This is a genomic window from Bacteroides sp. GD17 (assembly GCF_038448625.1).
In the GTDB taxonomy this organism is placed as follows: domain Bacteria; phylum Bacteroidota; class Bacteroidia; order Bacteroidales; family Bacteroidaceae; genus Bacteroides.
Genome location: NZ_JBCEZS010000001.1, coordinates 44,528 through 60,837 on the forward strand (window position 1 = coordinate 44,528; position 16,310 = coordinate 60,837).

The following is a 16,310-nucleotide window of genomic DNA, read 5'->3' on the forward strand; positions in this document are numbered from 1 at the left end:
TTTAAAATTGTACATTTACACCTATAGAATAAGTTCTGGAGAAAGGTATTAAATTCTCATTATAGGGAGCTTCCGGGTCAAATCCATCCGGTAAATTATCCCATTCGAACAGGTTCATTCCAGTTGCGTAGATTCTTAGTTTTTCAACACCGAATTTTTTTGTAAGTGTTGTTGGTAATGTATAGCCAACTTGCACTTCTTTTAGACGTAAATATCTGTTGTTGAAAAGTTTATATGGAGCATCAGACCATTGGTAATTATATCCCTGAATACCTCCATCTTGAGTCAGGCGAGGATATTCTGCATTCGGACGATCAGGACTCCAAGTATTATGATAAAAGTATTTGGATGATTGTTTCCAAACTTCGCCACCTCCGGCATAAGTTCCGTTGATGCAATCCCATTTACCTACTCCTTGCAGGAATGCACTGAAGTCGATTCCTTTCCAGTCAAGTCCTAAGTTAATGCCATATAAGAATCTTTGGTTGTTAGTACCTTTATATACGATGTCACCGGAATTGGGATCACCTTTTTTATATAATGTTGGTTCCAGTATTCCGTCTCCATCTTTATCTACATATTTGGCATCGCCCACTCTTAGGTTGGTAGGTACTCCACCTTTCATTTTGGATTTATAGTCTGCAAGGTCTGCTTCGTCTTTAATGAAACCATCAAATTCGTAAATAAAGAATGCATTGGTTGGGTAACCTTCTACAAATCCCATCAATCCATGACCTGGATTCCGGGAATCACTCAAAGAGATAACTTCTGTTTTGTTGTCACTTAAGTTAAATCCAACTCTATATCCTACTTTGCCTATTTTATCTTTCCAATTCAATGTAAGTTCCCAACCATTAGTTCTGACATGAGCTCCGTTAATTGAAGGGGCACCTGTACCCAATATGCTGGGGAATTCTTCTGCATAAAACATGTTTTTATTATTTTTGACAAAGTAATCAAAGGTACCATTCAAACGGTTGTTCAGCGTGGCAAAATCGATCCCAACATTATAAGTTTCAATTGTTTCCCACGTTCTGTCTACTGCAGGCATGGCTCCCAAAGAAGCATTCGGTACTTTTAATGGATTGTTAGAATTACCAAATGGATATGTTCCGCCAATATTGATATATTGATAGTGGTCGTACAATCCGATGCCAGCTTGGTTACCCAACTGTCCCCAGGAAAGTCTAACTTTCAAATGGTTCAGATAATCTCTGACCGGAGTAAAGAAGTTTTCGTTAGAGATAATCCATGAGCCTGATGCTCCCCAGAAATCTTCCCATTTATGTCCTTTGGCAAATTTAGAAGAACCGTCATTACGGTAGGTTGCTTCTACAAAAACACGATTATCCCAATTATAGCTTAAACGGCCAAAAATAGATGTAATAGCCCATCCATTACCATATTCACCATTATACTGTTGTTCTGAATCTCCTAAGCCTAATACGGGCAATTCGTCAGTTATCAAGTCATAACGATAAGCATTAAACCCTCTGCCGTCAAATTCTTCGTGAGAAGCACCGAACATGGCATTGAACATGTGTTGATCTTTGATTTTGAAATCATAGTTTGCATGCAAAGATGTAACGATATGTTCATTTCTGTTGTAGAGAGATTCTGTTTTTGTCTTTCCACTATACCAATAATCAATAACATCATAGTTCAAAGAACCATCCCAGTGATAGGTTTGGTGTCTTTTGCGATAATATTTTTCATCGCTGATGTCATAGTTCAATGACATATCGCCTGTGATAGTCAAGTTTTTGATTGGTGTAATGTCAAAACCTAACTGAGTGTAGTAAGAATAGTAAGTCTTCCATTTGTTACCGGTATGTTCTGCAAAGGCAATGGGATTACCGAAACCACCTGAGCCATAATATTGTCCCTGAGGATTAAAAGTAGGCTGACAGTTCCAAGTCCAGTATGTCAACCATGCTAATTGATTAATATCGTAAGGCTCTGTTACTTTTTTACGACCCACATATACATTAGAGCGCAATTTAATGTACTTATTCAAGTTATATTCGTATTTAAAGCGTCCCCAATATTTTTTATTGTTGTGCTCTCCATAATTGAACATAGATCCCTGATCCAAATAACCGATAGAAGCATAGTAATTCGACTTTGCCGAACTGCCTGAAATTGACAAGTTATGGGATTGATCAAAAGCTGTTCCATACATTTCATTCCACCAGTCGTGCCAGCCTAATACTAAGTCGGGTGTATCACCAAACGGTCCTTTAACAACTTCCGGATTCTTGGAGTAGATGTCTGCAGTATCTACATAAGGAAGCAGATGGGTGAAAAAGTGATTTGATATACCATCATTAGCATACAATTCACCCATCATTTCAATATGTTGCAATACGTTTACTTTTTGAGGAACACTGGCAGGAGCGTTGAAATTAAAGTTACCGGTATAACTAATAGTTGGCTTCTCTGTTTTACCTTTTTTGGTAGTAACCAATAAAACGCCACCAGCTGCACGTGCACCATAGATTGCTGCTTGTGCATCCTTTAAGATGGTAATATTCTCAATATCTTGCGGATTAATCTTATTCAGTGCATCGGCATTGTTATCACTGTATGGAATACCATCTACAACTACTAAAATACCTGGATCTGAACGGGATGTTACCCCTCTAAGCCGGATATCATAACCTTCTTCGCCAACTTTGCCTTGATTTGTTCTTCTGATTTCCATACCAGGAACAACACCTTGCAAAAGTTCGGCTGTATTGGTCAATGGCTTGTTCGTAAGTTTATCAGAGTTAACCAAATCAACCGCACCGGTTGTGGTGGCTCTGGTTTTTGTACCATATCCAATTGCTACCACTTCCTGAAGCATTACGGCATCTTCTTTCAATTTAATGTTCAGAACTGATTTTCCTCCTACTTCTACTTTTTCCGATTTCATTCCAATAAAGGAGAATACTAACTTTTTCCCAGTTGGGACAGTAATTTCATATTTACCGTCCACATCTGAGATTGTTCCAGTAGTTGTTCCTTCTACCATCACTGAAACACCAGGCATAGGATTACCTTCAAAATCCTCAACTATGCCATGTACTACTTTTTGTTGTGCCCATAGTGGTGTTGCCACTATCAAGCAGATTGCAAGCAAAATTGCTGCTAAGCATCTGTTTTTACATGCTGATTTCATAATTAGTTGATTTAATGTAACAAAAAAATATATTGTATTTATTTAGGCAGTGTACTCCCAAATGGCATCTCTGCTAAATTTTTAAGATGCCATTTGAGGAATATATGCTTTATTCAAAAATTATTTGTAGTTTATCTCCTAGACGCATTTGTAAGCCATTCAATAAAACTTCAGTATAACCATCTGTATTTGTTTTACTGGCAGGAATTGTCTGCCCATTCAAAGAAGCTTTTATGTTATTGGCATTCATACCATCGGATAAGGAGACTTGTAGTTTATCAAGATATAAACGACCGTATTTTACCTCTATGCTGTTAATCTGTTTTCCGTTTTTCCGAATTTGTGAGATATTTCCCCAGCTTTCGGCGGCATTGAAGAATCCGGTTATGTTATTCTTCTCAATTTTGGGATCAAATCCCATAATTCCCTTCGGACCATCATACCAATACCCTTGTACAGCCTGTAGTACTCCATAAGATGCCATAGCGCGTGCATAGTGGTCACCACATTCTATTTCATTCCATGGGTTATGTTTTTTGCCATCATAGCGTGAGTGGATACCTTTTACGATGGCCAGACCTTCGTCAATCATATTACGCTCAATCATTTCAGTGGCAACTTGATATTCAATACCTGTCCACACCTCATCACGATATCTTACACCGTCCTCACCCGGATGCTTGCTGTACGGCCAGGTGCAGATAAATAATCCGGGTTCTCCGGCATGTGCGTAGTATCTTTCGGGAAGATGAGCTTCACTTTGGGCTTTTACATCATTGGTCCAGTTGAACTTCCAGATGGATTGTAGTGCCTTGTTGATAGCATCCGTCGGATAAATATCGCCCAGGCGATAGAGGGAAGCCCATGTTTGTCCAAAGAGTTGGTCGCTCAGGCAACCTTTTCCATATTGGTATTTGGGATATTCTTTCTCATCTACATCTTGGAAGAAATATTCGCCATTCCATAAACGATCCATAGTGTTTTTGCTACCTGCTGTATATATCTTTTTATAATAATTGGCAGCTGTAGTGTCTTTCATGATATAAGCCATCTTTTCGCCCGCTCTCAAGGCTGCCAGATAAAGTCCACCTACGTATGTATTGGCACCGTTAAACGAGATGTCATAAGTATTTGGCTGTGTTTTAACAATCAGACCGTCTTCATTTCCGTCTTCCCGGATTATATATTGGATGGAACGTTTGATCTTATCCCAATTTCTTGCTAAGAAGAAATTATCTTTGGACATCAAATGTTCACGATACATACGTAAAATAACACTTGCATGACCGTCAATCAGAATACCGTGTTCTCCGTTGCGTGATAAAATACCTCCATCTTCTTGGAGAGATACACTGTAGTCGGTTCTTTCGCGCAGATTACGTTCCAATTCCGGGAATAGAGCTGCCATTGCTTGTGCATAGCCCCAGACGTGTGTACAAGTTCCCTCGCAAGAACCGACGCCTTCCCATGCCCAGAATTTATCAGTGGCCCACCATTGACAAGTCTCAGTTGCCAATGTAGAGATAGGCATCATGATGCGTTGTATAAGCCAGTATGGTAAAGTTGTCTGATTGTAATATGTATCGTGAAAATCATGTGTCTTTTGGGATAACTCAGTATAGTTTTTATGTAGTTGATCTGCTACATCCAAGGAGGAGTTATACCAGTTGGCATACATATTGCCGATAGCCGGGCTGTTAGGAGGCAATGGTTTATTCCATTCAGATCCCTTATAGCTCAAAGGACGGTTGGGGAAATACCAAGAAAGTACGAAAATAACTTCTTTGGATTCTCCTGGTTGCAGAGTCATGGATGAAGTTAATGCTCCATTTAATTTTTTACCGAGTTCTGCTTCTGCATATTCTAAACCATTTTTCGAATCATCTGCTGTTCCGGTTGCATTATTGTCAAAAACAGATAAAGCCAAGTTACCGAAGTAAGCATGTGACTTGTCTATAGTGATGGTAGGGGCATCTACCGGAGAGTTGGAAAACTCTATATTATCCACACTGATATGTCCCCAATCTCCGTCAACGGCATCTATAATTTCTAAATATGCCTTTTTTCCTTTGTATTCGGATACGTCCCAGTTGCGTGGAAGGAAATCTTCATTATTGTTGCCGGTTGCAGACATTACTATCTTTCCGTCAACGACCAAGTTTATACAAGTCTTTCCCGGATGAGCACCACCTGCAATATTGAACGAGATATATTTGTTTTTAATTGTAAACGCTTTGGAAGTCAGTTTACCGGTAGGTTTGTCGTAATTTGTATAAGAATTTGCAAGGAAACTACCATAGTTGCCACCAAAGTTATTTTGGTTACATTGTTCGCCGGGAGCAGGTTTTCTGCCAAAAGCATTCCCTTCTACCTTCCAACGATTGTAATTTCCGGACTCAAAGTTATCAAATACTTCATATTTACGGTTTTTGCCAGCAGTTTTCACAGGAAGATTGTTCACTCTCATATCCATGTAGACAGATTTCCAGCCATTATTGTCAATTACCTTGTTCTGTAGCATTCCATCTGCGCGCCCCTTTAGGTCTATGCACACCAGATTCTGCATCCAGCCTTCCAAATTGGCAGTAACTTTTTTGTTTGATGTATTTTTTACGGTATATTTCATTATTGTGGCTGGAGTAGCAGACTTCTTGGCATCCAGTGGAATGAATGGTGAATAGAATTCTGCAGAAACCTTAACGGGTAACTCCTGTTTCTTCTGAGCATATTCAACAAAAGCAATTGGATATTCGCCAATGAAGGAAATATCATCAAAATCTTTTTTATTTAGTTCTTTTGTTATCGTTTTATCACCGTCATTTACTGTAATTTTAAATCCTTGGTCGATGTAGCTCATAGGTTCAAACGTTTGATAGCAAACTTTCCAAGGTCCTAATGGTGTATCGAAATTTAATAACCAATCAATGCCATACCCCGTATTATAAGCATTGTTTGCAATCCACCAGTTTGCCAATGTACCGTCGCCACGGACATATAGTTGTCCGGCACAAATACCACCCACAGGCATACCAATTGTAGTGAGTTCATCACCTTTGTATACCTTTCTTTCACCTTTACTTTCTTTATTCCCTACGAATGACAGTATATCGCCTTTATCCAAAGATACTTTGTGATCTGATGAATATTGGGCAAAAGAGGGTAGAGAAAAAGACATTAAACACGAAATAGTTAGCAATTTAATTCGTTTCATAAAATCTGTTTTTTGTAGTTTAGAAATAGCTGAAAACAATCTTTATTATCTTAAAATTTAGATATTGATGATCTGCTTAGTCCTGATATTCAAAATTTGTTTGATTACCGGAAACAATGCAAGATTTTAAATCGATATTACCATATGCAACGCTGATAATAGGTTTCCCTTTTTGCATTTCGATCGTACCGAATCCAGTATTTGTAGACAGGAATGTTTTAAAGTCATCGCCAATCTTAGAGTCTATGAATAGAGTTTTGTCTACTGCATCGTAGCGTACCCCGGTTAATGCTTGAAGCAAGCTGTAACTTGACAAAGCACGTGCATACCAACCTCCACATTCATATTCATTGAAAGGATTCCGCACTTTACCGTCGTAACGTTTACGTACGGTACGAACAATATCCAAACCTTTTTCTACTTCACCTTCGAATATTAGGTGGGCAGCTACTTGATATTCAATGCCTGTCCATACTTCATCACTATATACGAAAGGAAGACTTAGCTTGCCACCTTTGGGCCAAGTGCATAGTAGTACTCCACCATCTTTACCCAGTCCGTAGGTAGGTCGCTGTGGATTGGCATGATCGCTTAAATCTTTTCGTAAATTGTATTTGTAGATAGAGTTCAAATGACTTTTTACTTTCGCTTTATCAATAGGTTCTTTCATTCCTGCAACTAAAGACATCCAGCAACCTATGATACCGTCGGAAAGACATCCCTTACCATATTGGTATTTAGGACCTTCTTTCAAAAGAATGGCACGTGCTTCTTCTGAATAGTCACTGTTCCAATTCTTTTCTGCTATAGCTATCGGATCTGGTGATTGCAGACCTTGCCATTGGATGTTTTGAATGAAGTATTCGCCATCATATAACTTGTTTTCCATATAATCTTTACTTTTTGTCAACAGAGATTCGTATTGGGAAATGTTTTCATTTAAGGCTTTACCCATTTGCACGATACTTTGCAAAGCAGCTGCATAAAAACTGGTACACATACCATCTGCACCCCAGAATTCTATATCATAGGTGTTATGATGTGGTTCTTCCAAAGCACCTGCATGACGCGGATCCCAAGTGCTGATACAATAATCAAGGCTTTGTTTTACTTGAGGATACATCATGCGTAACCAGTTTGTATCTCCACTAATTCTCCAATCACGATAAATTTTGATAATACCTCCCAATTGACCGTCTGCTGCTGCATGGAAATCATGTTTTACGGCACGGATAGGAATATTTGTTCTGAACATTTGATGCCCTTCTTTATTTTGGCTTATAAAGAATTCGCTTTCACGTAATGTTCTTTCCATTGCAGGGAATAGATGAGGAATAGCTTGTGCATAGTTCCATACATGTGTGCATGAACCGTGGCATGAACCCCAGGTATCTCCACATCCTTCATAGTTCCATAGGCGACCGTCGTGCTGGCGCATGACAGTTGGTGATTTTAGAATAGAAAGGTTGGAACTAACGGCATCAATGACTTCTGCCGGTAAAGTTGTATTATAGAAACTATTTGTGAACAATTCGGTTTCACTTCTGAGTTTATCATACTGTGTTGACCAATATTCTGCTACTTCGTCAATATTGGCGAAGCGAGTACTATACCAAGGACGATAATAATATGGAGTTTCCATCTGAGGTACGGTAGGACATTCTGTCGATTTTTCATTTTCAGCAACTGCATCATTACCAATGCGAATGTTTGAATCGGGAACATACCAAGCCATGTGTAGGCGAATAGAGTATGTATCACCAGCTTTTATTTTGAAAGGTACATATAGAGATGCTCCCGGAGCTTCCCCTTGTATAGGGGTATTTTCTACTATATTGCCGTCAGCTATAGCATTCCAGGCCATTGTTAGAGGATCCCACCATCCGCCACGGAACCAACAATGATTTACTTTTGTATCATCTATATCTGTATAGATTGCAAAATCACCTTTCAGATGTTTTTCTTTCTCTGAAGCTGCTTGCGATAAAGTAAAGCCGTTCTTTATTGCCCGAATAGATTGGGGGGCTCCATGCATAGCCATAAAGTTACGTGTGTTATAAGAAAAAATAGCCTCTATATCTTGGTCTGATGTATTAGTAAAGGTATATTCGAGAGCTCCTACCGGCAAACTGGAATTATCCTGGTCAGTTGGAATGAATGGACTCCATCCTTTTAATTCAACGTTCAGAGGAATATCTTTGTCTGCTAAGCGAATAGTTGCAAAGGGAAAACGAGAACTGAAACTTGCATTTTCAAAACGAGGCAATCCCCAAGAGGTGAGAGGCCCACCTAAAGCAGATTCTGGACCGCCAAACTTTTTACGGTCAGGTACAGGACCTTCCAATACTTTAGAGCCATTTTGGTAGCCTTTTACATGTATAGCGGCAAACATACAAGGTTCATTAAAAATATTGGGTTGGTGTCTGATTGACATATTTGATATAGCACCAGTTCCTTCCAAGCAAAACATGCCGGCACCCATTCCACCGATAGGGAATGCTATACGATTTAGGTCATCTCCTTTATACTCTTTGCTATATTCACTTTTTTGTGCTTTGTTGGCTTCTTGATTTTGACAAGAATTCAATAAGAGTAGGGTGATAACTCCTAAAGTTAGGATCTTCTTCATATTAGATGTTTTTTGGATTAAATTTGAAAACATTTTTATTTTGTGAAATCAGTTAGTTCAAGATATTTCTTGTAGAGTTTCTCGTAAACGAGGGAACGTTTCTTATCCGGTTGATATTCAGCTTCTATATCCGAGCCCATGTGTTTCGTAGCCTCACTGATATCCGGATATATCCCCGCAGCAACAGCCGCAAACATGGCTGCCCCCAGAGCGCAGGTCTGTTCCGAACGGACTACACGGATAGGCATATCCAGCACATCTGCCAGTGTCTGCATCACGAAAGGAGCTTTCTTGCTGATGCCTCCGATGGCATTGACGGAGTCGATACGCAATCCCTGTCTTTTCATGTGTTCAACGATACGGCGGGAACCGAAAGCAGTAGCTTCAACCAGTGCCCGGAAAACTTCCGGTGCGGTGCTGCCCAGAGTAAGGCCTGCAATGGCTCCTTTCACATTCTGGTCGGCATCAGGAGTACGTCGGCCGTTCATCCAGTCCAAAGCGACAACACTGTCTTCCGAGGGTTCCACAGCCTGGGCTTCACGGGTCAGTTCGACCAGCATGCCATCCAATACTTTCTGCTTCTCCTCACCGTCAGGGATGTTTTTCAGCGGCCATGCCAGCATTTTCTTGAACCAGGCGTAGATGTCTCCAAAAGCCGACTGCCCGGCTTCGAAGCCGATGAATCCCGGCAGTACCGATCCATCCACCTGGCCGCAGATTCCCTTGATACAACGGCCTGCGATCTCAGTTTTCTCCGCCACCATGATGTCGCAGGTAGAAGTCCCGATGATACGCGTCAATACCCCTGGTGCTACCGAAGCCCCTACGGCACCCATATGTGCGTCCAGTGCTCCTACGGCTACAGCAATACCTTCGGGCAGTCCGAGCTTCCCTGCCCATTCAGCAGTAAGTGTACCCGCTACGGTATCGCTGGTATGCGTCTGCGTGAAGAGATGCGGCAGCATTTCGGCAAGTGACGGATTAAGTTCCGAGAGAACTTCAGCGCAAGGAAGCCCCCAGCTTTCATGCCACATTGCTTTATGGCCAGCGGCACAACGGCTACGGAAAATTTGTTCAGGCTTAGTATTACCCGTAACCAGCCCCGTCATCCAATCACAGTGTTCCACCCAGGCATAAGCAGCATTCTTTATTGCGACGTTCGTATTGATGACATGCAATATTTTCGACCACACCCATTCTGAAGAATAAGTGCCTCCTTCGTAAAGCAAATAATTGAGATTACGCTCTTTGATCAGTGCATTGATCTGTTCAGCCTCACGAACTGCCGTATGGTCTTTCCAAAGAATGAACATGGCATCCGGTTCTTCAGAGAATTCAGGCTGCAGCGCTAATGGCATTCCCTCAGAATCGGTCAGAGCAGGAGTACTGCCGGTAGTATCAAAGCATAGTCCGCATACTGAAGCCACTTCTCCATCTGCCAAATTGGATAAAGCTACATGCACAGCCTCTGTCATAGATTCAATATAATCCAATGGATGCTGACGATAGCGGTTACTGTGTGCATCACAATAAAGCCCGGCTTTCCAACGGGGGTAAAAACTTACCCCCGTAGCCATTTCATGACCATTGCGCACATCCACTACCAGTGCACGGCAAGAATCTGTACCAAAATCAAGACCGATAACGTATTTCTTATTTGATTCCATAGTCCAAATCTTTATTCGATAGTCATCTCTTGTTTCCTTGCAATGAAATATCCATAGTAGGCAATTACCGCAAAAGCAATAGCCGGAACAACATAAGCCGCCATAATACTACCCGTCTGGTCGGAAACAATACCTTGAATCTGAGTCAGAACAGCAGCGCCTGCAATAGCCATTACCATAAATGAACCGCCAATCTTAGTATCCTCACCAAGCCCGGTAAGTCCGAAACCATAAATAGTCGGGAACATCAACGACATACAACCGGAAATACCCATCAGGCAATAGACTCCGAAACTACCTTTACCAAACATTGCGCCCAAACAGCACATTACGGCAAGAATGGCAAGACCTATCAGAAGCTTATAAGCCTTCACATACTTCATCATTCCCGTACATGCAAATCTCATGAATACAAAAAGAATGAGTGACATGATGTAATAAGTAGCAGCAGCTTGCTCGGCAGTACGCGGCAATAAATCATTCAATCCCAGCCATTCACAGCAATTATAGAATGCAGCAGCCACCGGTTCTACATTGCGCAATGCATTGACAACGGCATCTGCAGAAGCAGAATTTCCTAAAGAAGCCAATACACCGTCAAAGTTTAATTGTTGCATAGCATAGCGAATGACAAAAGACCATACAGCAATCTGAGCACCGACATAGAAGAATTGTGCAACTACACCCCACACATAATTTTTGTTTTTCACAAGCCGGCGAAGCGTAGCACCAAACTCAATCTTTTCTCCACTTTCACGGAGATTTGGCATTTTAGTCAGTCTGATGGCAAGCAACAGAACCACCATCACCAAGCCAAGTATGACATAAGCAGTAGTAACAGCACTCAGTTCTTGCCCTTGAATGGCAGCCAGTTCTCCTACCGGAAGTTGGGCACGTTCTGCTGCCGTCATTCCATTCAGTTGTGAGAGAATAAAAATCTGACTGATTACCACTCCCGTGATTGCTCCAAACGGATTGAATGCCTGCGACAAGTTCAAACGGCGTGTAGCAGAACTTTCAGGACCGATTGCCAGTACATAGGAATTAGTAGATGTCTCCAAAACCGAGAGTCCGGCAAAAAGAACAAAGATTGCCAGCAGATACATAAAGAAGCTAAATTCAACATTCACCTCCGAACTAAGCATTGCCGGATAGAACAACAAAGCTCCAAATGCATATAGCCCAAGTCCCAGCATTACACCCGATTTGTAAGTGTACCTTTTGATGAATAAGGCACCGGGAACAGCACAACATCCATATCCCAACAAATAGCACACAACTTGTATCCAGGCTGTCTTCGAATCACTCATGCTCATGATGCGTTTGAATGCAGCAAGCATCGTATCCGTCAGATTATTCGGCACAGCCCAGGCAAAGAACAGTGTGGTGAGCAGAATGAATGGGAAGAGTATTCCTTTTGGTATTATTTTATTCGATTCCATATGAATTCTCTTAATTATATAGTTACCCTATTGAAATTTTGTTTTGATTACATTCAAATCTGCTCCGAACAATTCCTGTACTATAGGAGCCAGTTGCTCGTCTTTGCCTTGTATATGGATTACCTTTTGTGAGTGAACCAATGATGCACCGGGAGCAAGCTCCGCACCGGGAGAAGATGTTTCTATTTCGTAGAAAGGCCCCATTATCGAACCGTCTTCTACCGGACCGTCGTTATAAGAGTTGATTACATCACCGGCAAATGGATCTTCCTGAGGTCCCCATTGCCCGTTCACGTAAGTCGAAGGAGTCTTGGGAAGATTGCACCACAAGATGGTCAGCACGCCTTTCGAAGAATCATAACTTCCGCATAAATCCGTAGCACGCGAAGCCGGCAATCCTAGTTTAGAACGGTAAAGTCCATCAATTTTAAAGTAGATAATTCCATCTTCTTTAATCAATCTGTCGGCAGGAATTTTGCCGAAATACTCATCGTTCACAATTGTACCTTCCGCATCTTGCTTATAAGGGATGAATACCGTAGTAGTCGGGGTAGGATTGAAACAACCAAGCATCCATACAGATACAAGACCTCCCTCCTTTGTCCATGTCTGATCACCCGTATTGGTAATCTTATTCTCACTCTTATAAGCTACGATCTTCATATCCTCTGAAAGTCGGATGCCAAAGTCTGAAGCTACTTCATCAGCATCCATCAAGGATACAGTACGGTCGATGTTCATGTCAAAAGTTGTACCGGAAGCATTTGCCAAACGAGTGTCTTTTGCAAAACGGATACTGCTCTTATTTTGCGACTTGATTTCAAAAGCTTCCGTATCGAGTACTGCAGGAACTACCCAATTATCATAAACTTGTTCCTGTCCTTCCTTGAAGTAGAGCGAGAACGGACCACCCTCAGGACCAAGCCAGAAGCGTTCCTCACCCCCTACCGGATTAAATTGAGAACTGACTTTACCCTCTTTTATGAAACGGTAATTAATCCAGCCATAGCTGTCGCCTTCATCGCCGGAAGCAGAAGTAGTCATAACACGACCCTGCCATGCCGGAATAATCATCACTTTAGAGTTTCCATCAGCAGATACCAGTTCGGTATATTCAATGCCATTGTCGTTCAAGAACTTGGCATCATAAGCATAACTTCCCATTTTTATTTCTTTTTGTCCGCCGCATGATACAAGTATTGTAGTTGCACCTACCAGCAGAGTGTTTTTCAGTTTGGTTGATTTCAACATAAGGCTTGTGTATTTTATTTATAGAGAGGTCCATAATTATTGCAAGCTCTGTAGTCACTGCCTTCCATGTCTTCACCGAAAGCAGACCATGCGCTGGGGCGGAAAATATTCTCCTCAGGAACATTGTGCATGCATACCGGAATACGGAGCATAGAAGCCAGAGTAATCAAATCGGCACCCGTATGACCATAACCGATGGCACCATGGTTGGCACCCCAATTATTCATAACGGTATATACATCACGGAAATACCCCTTACCCGTCAGGCGCGGAGCAAAGAAAGTAGAAGGCCATGTGCGGTCGGTACGCTCATTGATTGCCTTGAACACATCTTCATCCAAGTTTACTGTCCAACCTTCGGCAATCTGCAATACCGGTCCCTGACCTTTTACAAGATTTAAACGGCACATTGTTACAGGCATTTCACCACGAGTCAGGAACTGAGAAGAATAACCGCCACCACGCATATATTCGCGGCTGGCCGGATGCCATTTAGTAACTGCCAAACAAGCTTCTGCTTCTTCTTCCGTAATTTCCCAGAAAGGTTTCATAACCGGTTTGCCGTCACGTGTCTGGCAGCCCGTACCATCCAGTGTACAAGAACCTGAGTTGATAAGATGAATGAAACCGTTTGCTGCTTTGCCTTCCAATTTTTTGCCCGTCACACGTTCCACTGCATTCGGACTCCAGTAAGTGCGTACATCTGCAAAGATCTGTGCCGTATTTGTCAGCAGATGGCCAAACAACATAGAGGTACAGTTCAATGTATCATTCTCTGTAGCAAAAGTAAATGCTTCGCGGATGCCATTCCAGTCGAAAGAAGTATTCAGAATAGCTTCTGAGAAGTCACCATCCGGCTTATAGTCCGTCCATTGGCGTTGTCCCTGGAAACCTGCAGCAATTGCATTGTGTCCCATTGCTTCTTCCTTAAAGCCCATTTCGGCCAGTTTAGGATTGCCAATCATCATATCACGGAAAATCAGGGTCATTTTTACCACATATTCCCAGCGTGCATCTTTCTCTTCACGAGAATACACCAGGTGTTCGGGGTTAAAATCGGCGCCTTCATTGCTCTTGCAATACTTTTCCGTCCATGCCATGGCACGTTCAAACTCTTCATGGTCATAGATGCCCAACTGAACGCGACGTTCAATCTCACTGGCGTCTACATACTCATTACGCATACCCAGATATTCCTGAAAGAAATCCGGATTAGGAATAGAACCTGCAATACCCATAGACACGCTACCGATTGAAAGATAAGATTTGCCTTTCATTGTAGCCACTGCTATACCGGCACGGGCAAAGCGCAACAGTTTTTCTTTTACGTCCTCAGGAATTTCCATATTGGTCACTTCCTGTACATCCCTTCCGTAAATGCCAAAAGTAGGCAGCCCTTTTTGAGTATGACCAGCCAACGCAGAAGCCAGATAAACAGCTCCCGGACGTTCTGTGCCGTTAAAGCCCCAAATAGCTTTCGGCATCTCTCCATCCATGTCGATAGTCTCGAATCCATAACACCAGCAAGGAGTTACAGAGAGCACTACACCGACTCCACTATTACGGAATTTCTCAGCTGCCATAGCAGCTTCAGCTACTCCACCAATGGTTGTATCTGCAATAACACACTCCACGGGAGTACCGTCACTGTGACGCAAAACTGAGGAATAAAGCTCTGCTACTTTATGAGCCATGGTCATTGTCATCTCTTCCAATGATTCACGGATACCTCCTCTACGACCATCAATAATAGGTCTGATACCAATTTTCGGCTTTCCACCGATCAATCTTGAGTTTTTCATGGTTTAAACTGATTTATTTGGATTAATACTATAAATTAACTAAATCGATTAAGCAATTATATAAAAAAAATGACTCTCCTAAGGAGCCATTTCAATAAATTCTCCTTCAGCAAGTACTGACTGCACAGTATTGCCATTGGCTATATTATCTATCAGAATTGCAAGTGCTTTTTGCACTAAAACATCTATAGGTTGCTGAATATAGGATATAGGTATACTAAGAAAATCGAAAACCGGATTGCCGTCAAAACCAGCCAAGCCAATTTTACTGATAACTTCTTCTCCCATATCTTTTATGGTGTACAAGCAAGCCAACGAAATCATATTGGTTCCAAAGAGGAAGGCATCCACACCGGCATCAATCATCTTAGGAAGCAAGCGATCCGCCGATTTCCTGGGAGTATCCTGCTTCAGGAAAGCTACATTAATCAGATTCTTCTTACCGGCATTCTCCATCGCTTTCTTATAACCGCGAATACGCTCCTTCATGTGAATAAGGTTAATATCATAGGCTACCATGCAAGGAGCATTATAACCGGCATCCAAAAGATATTTGGTTGAAATATAAGCAGCATTAAAGTTATTCAAGGCTACATAACTGACATTAATTTCGGGAAAGTAACGGTCGAATAAAACAATAGGGATATTATTGTTTACGAGTGAAGCAATAGACTTTTCAGAGTTTTCACAAGGCACAATCATCAATCCGTCTACACCTTTATTAATAAGGTTACTCACAACGCGGTTCATCTTATCCGTATCCTCATCCGAACTGCCGAAGAGCACGGTGTAGCCACGCTTGGTAGCTTCATCTTCCAATACGCGGGCCAGTTGAGAAAAGAACGGGTTGGATATATCGGAAACTACCAAACCTATTGTTTTCGTTTTACCGCTGCGGAGACTCTTAGCGGCAAGATTAGGCTGGTAATTCATCTCATTGGCAATTTTCATTATCCGTTGGGCAGTTTCCTCTCCTACGCGATATTCCTTCTTCTTGCCATTCAAGACAAATGAAACCAATGCCGTTGAAACTCCTGCAGCCTCAGCGATATCCTTTAGCGATATTTTTTTTAATGATGACATATGTTTGGTATAACGTTTTTGCTATATAATAGTATCATACTTTCAGGTTACGTCTTGAAATT

Annotated in this window: 8 protein-coding genes; all 8 read right to left on the bottom strand. The window is 41.6% G+C overall.

The genetic code is table 11. The annotated features are described in order from the left end of the window. Position 1: 1 nt before the first annotated feature. The 8 genes from AAE250_RS00175 to AAE250_RS00210 all read right to left on the bottom strand — a co-directional run bounded on the left by AAE250_RS00175 (position 2) and on the right by AAE250_RS00210 (position 16,248). A complete protein-coding gene (locus AAE250_RS00175; RefSeq protein WP_342288603.1) occupies positions 2-3,163 on the bottom strand; it encodes a SusC/RagA family TonB-linked outer membrane protein in 3,162 nt (1,053 codons plus the stop codon). 109 nt (positions 3,164-3,272) lie between these two features. Continuing rightward, on the bottom strand, positions 3,273-6,374 hold the full coding sequence (locus AAE250_RS00180) for a GH116 family glycosyl hydrolase (protein WP_342288604.1): 3,102 nt from the start codon (positions 6,372-6,374) through the stop codon (positions 3,273-3,275). A gap of 76 nt (positions 6,375-6,450) precedes the next feature. After that, positions 6,451-9,003 (bottom strand): GH116 family glycosyl hydrolase, encoded by a 2,553-nt coding sequence (locus AAE250_RS00185; RefSeq protein ID WP_342288605.1) that lies wholly within the window; start codon positions 9,001-9,003, stop codon positions 6,451-6,453. Between the two features lie 35 nt (positions 9,004-9,038). Beyond that, on the bottom strand, positions 9,039-10,670 hold the full coding sequence (locus tag AAE250_RS00190; RefSeq protein WP_342288606.1) for a ribulokinase: 1,632 nt from the start codon (positions 10,668-10,670) through the stop codon (positions 9,039-9,041). 11 nt (positions 10,671-10,681) lie between these two features. Then, the gene (gene fucP / locus AAE250_RS00195) at positions 10,682-12,112 is read right to left on the bottom strand and encodes an L-fucose:H+ symporter permease (protein ID WP_342288608.1); all 1,431 of its coding nucleotides are present in this window, start codon (positions 12,110-12,112) and stop codon (positions 10,682-10,684) included. Positions 12,113-12,139: 27 nt separating this feature from the next. Further along, entirely contained in the window at positions 12,140-13,363 is a 1,224-nt protein-coding gene (locus AAE250_RS00200) for a DUF6786 family protein (RefSeq protein WP_342288609.1), read from the bottom strand. 14 nt (positions 13,364-13,377) lie between these two features. Further along, on the bottom strand, positions 13,378-15,165 hold the full coding sequence (locus AAE250_RS00205; RefSeq protein WP_342288610.1) for an L-fucose isomerase: 1,788 nt from the start codon (positions 15,163-15,165) through the stop codon (positions 13,378-13,380). A gap of 78 nt (positions 15,166-15,243) precedes the next feature. After that, positions 15,244-16,248, bottom strand: a complete 1,005-nt coding sequence (locus tag AAE250_RS00210) for a LacI family DNA-binding transcriptional regulator (protein WP_342288611.1) — start codon at positions 16,246-16,248, stop codon at positions 15,244-15,246. Positions 16,249-16,310: the final 62 nt, after the last annotated feature.

Bases quoted from the DNA above. Each gene is read 5' to 3' on its own strand.
- AAE250_RS00175 (WP_342288603.1), bottom strand. From the start codon at position 3,163: ATGAAATCAGCATGTAAAAACAGATGCTTAGCAGCAATTTTGCTTGCA.
- AAE250_RS00180 (WP_342288604.1), bottom strand. From the start codon at position 6,374: ATGAAACGAATTAAATTGCTAACTATTTCGTGTTTAATGTCTTTTTCT.
- AAE250_RS00185 (WP_342288605.1), bottom strand. From the start codon at position 9,003: ATGAAGAAGATCCTAACTTTAGGAGTTATCACCCTACTCTTATTGAAT.
- AAE250_RS00190 (WP_342288606.1), bottom strand. From the start codon at position 10,670: ATGGAATCAAATAAGAAATACGTTATCGGTCTTGATTTTGGTACAGAT.
- fucP (WP_342288608.1), bottom strand. From the start codon at position 12,112: ATGGAATCGAATAAAATAATACCAAAAGGAATACTCTTCCCATTCATT.
- AAE250_RS00200 (WP_342288609.1), bottom strand. From the start codon at position 13,363: ATGTTGAAATCAACCAAACTGAAAAACACTCTGCTGGTAGGTGCAACT.
- AAE250_RS00205 (WP_342288610.1), bottom strand. From the start codon at position 15,165: ATGAAAAACTCAAGATTGATCGGTGGAAAGCCGAAAATTGGTATCAGA.
- AAE250_RS00210 (WP_342288611.1), bottom strand. From the start codon at position 16,248: ATGTCATCATTAAAAAAAATATCGCTAAAGGATATCGCTGAGGCTGCA.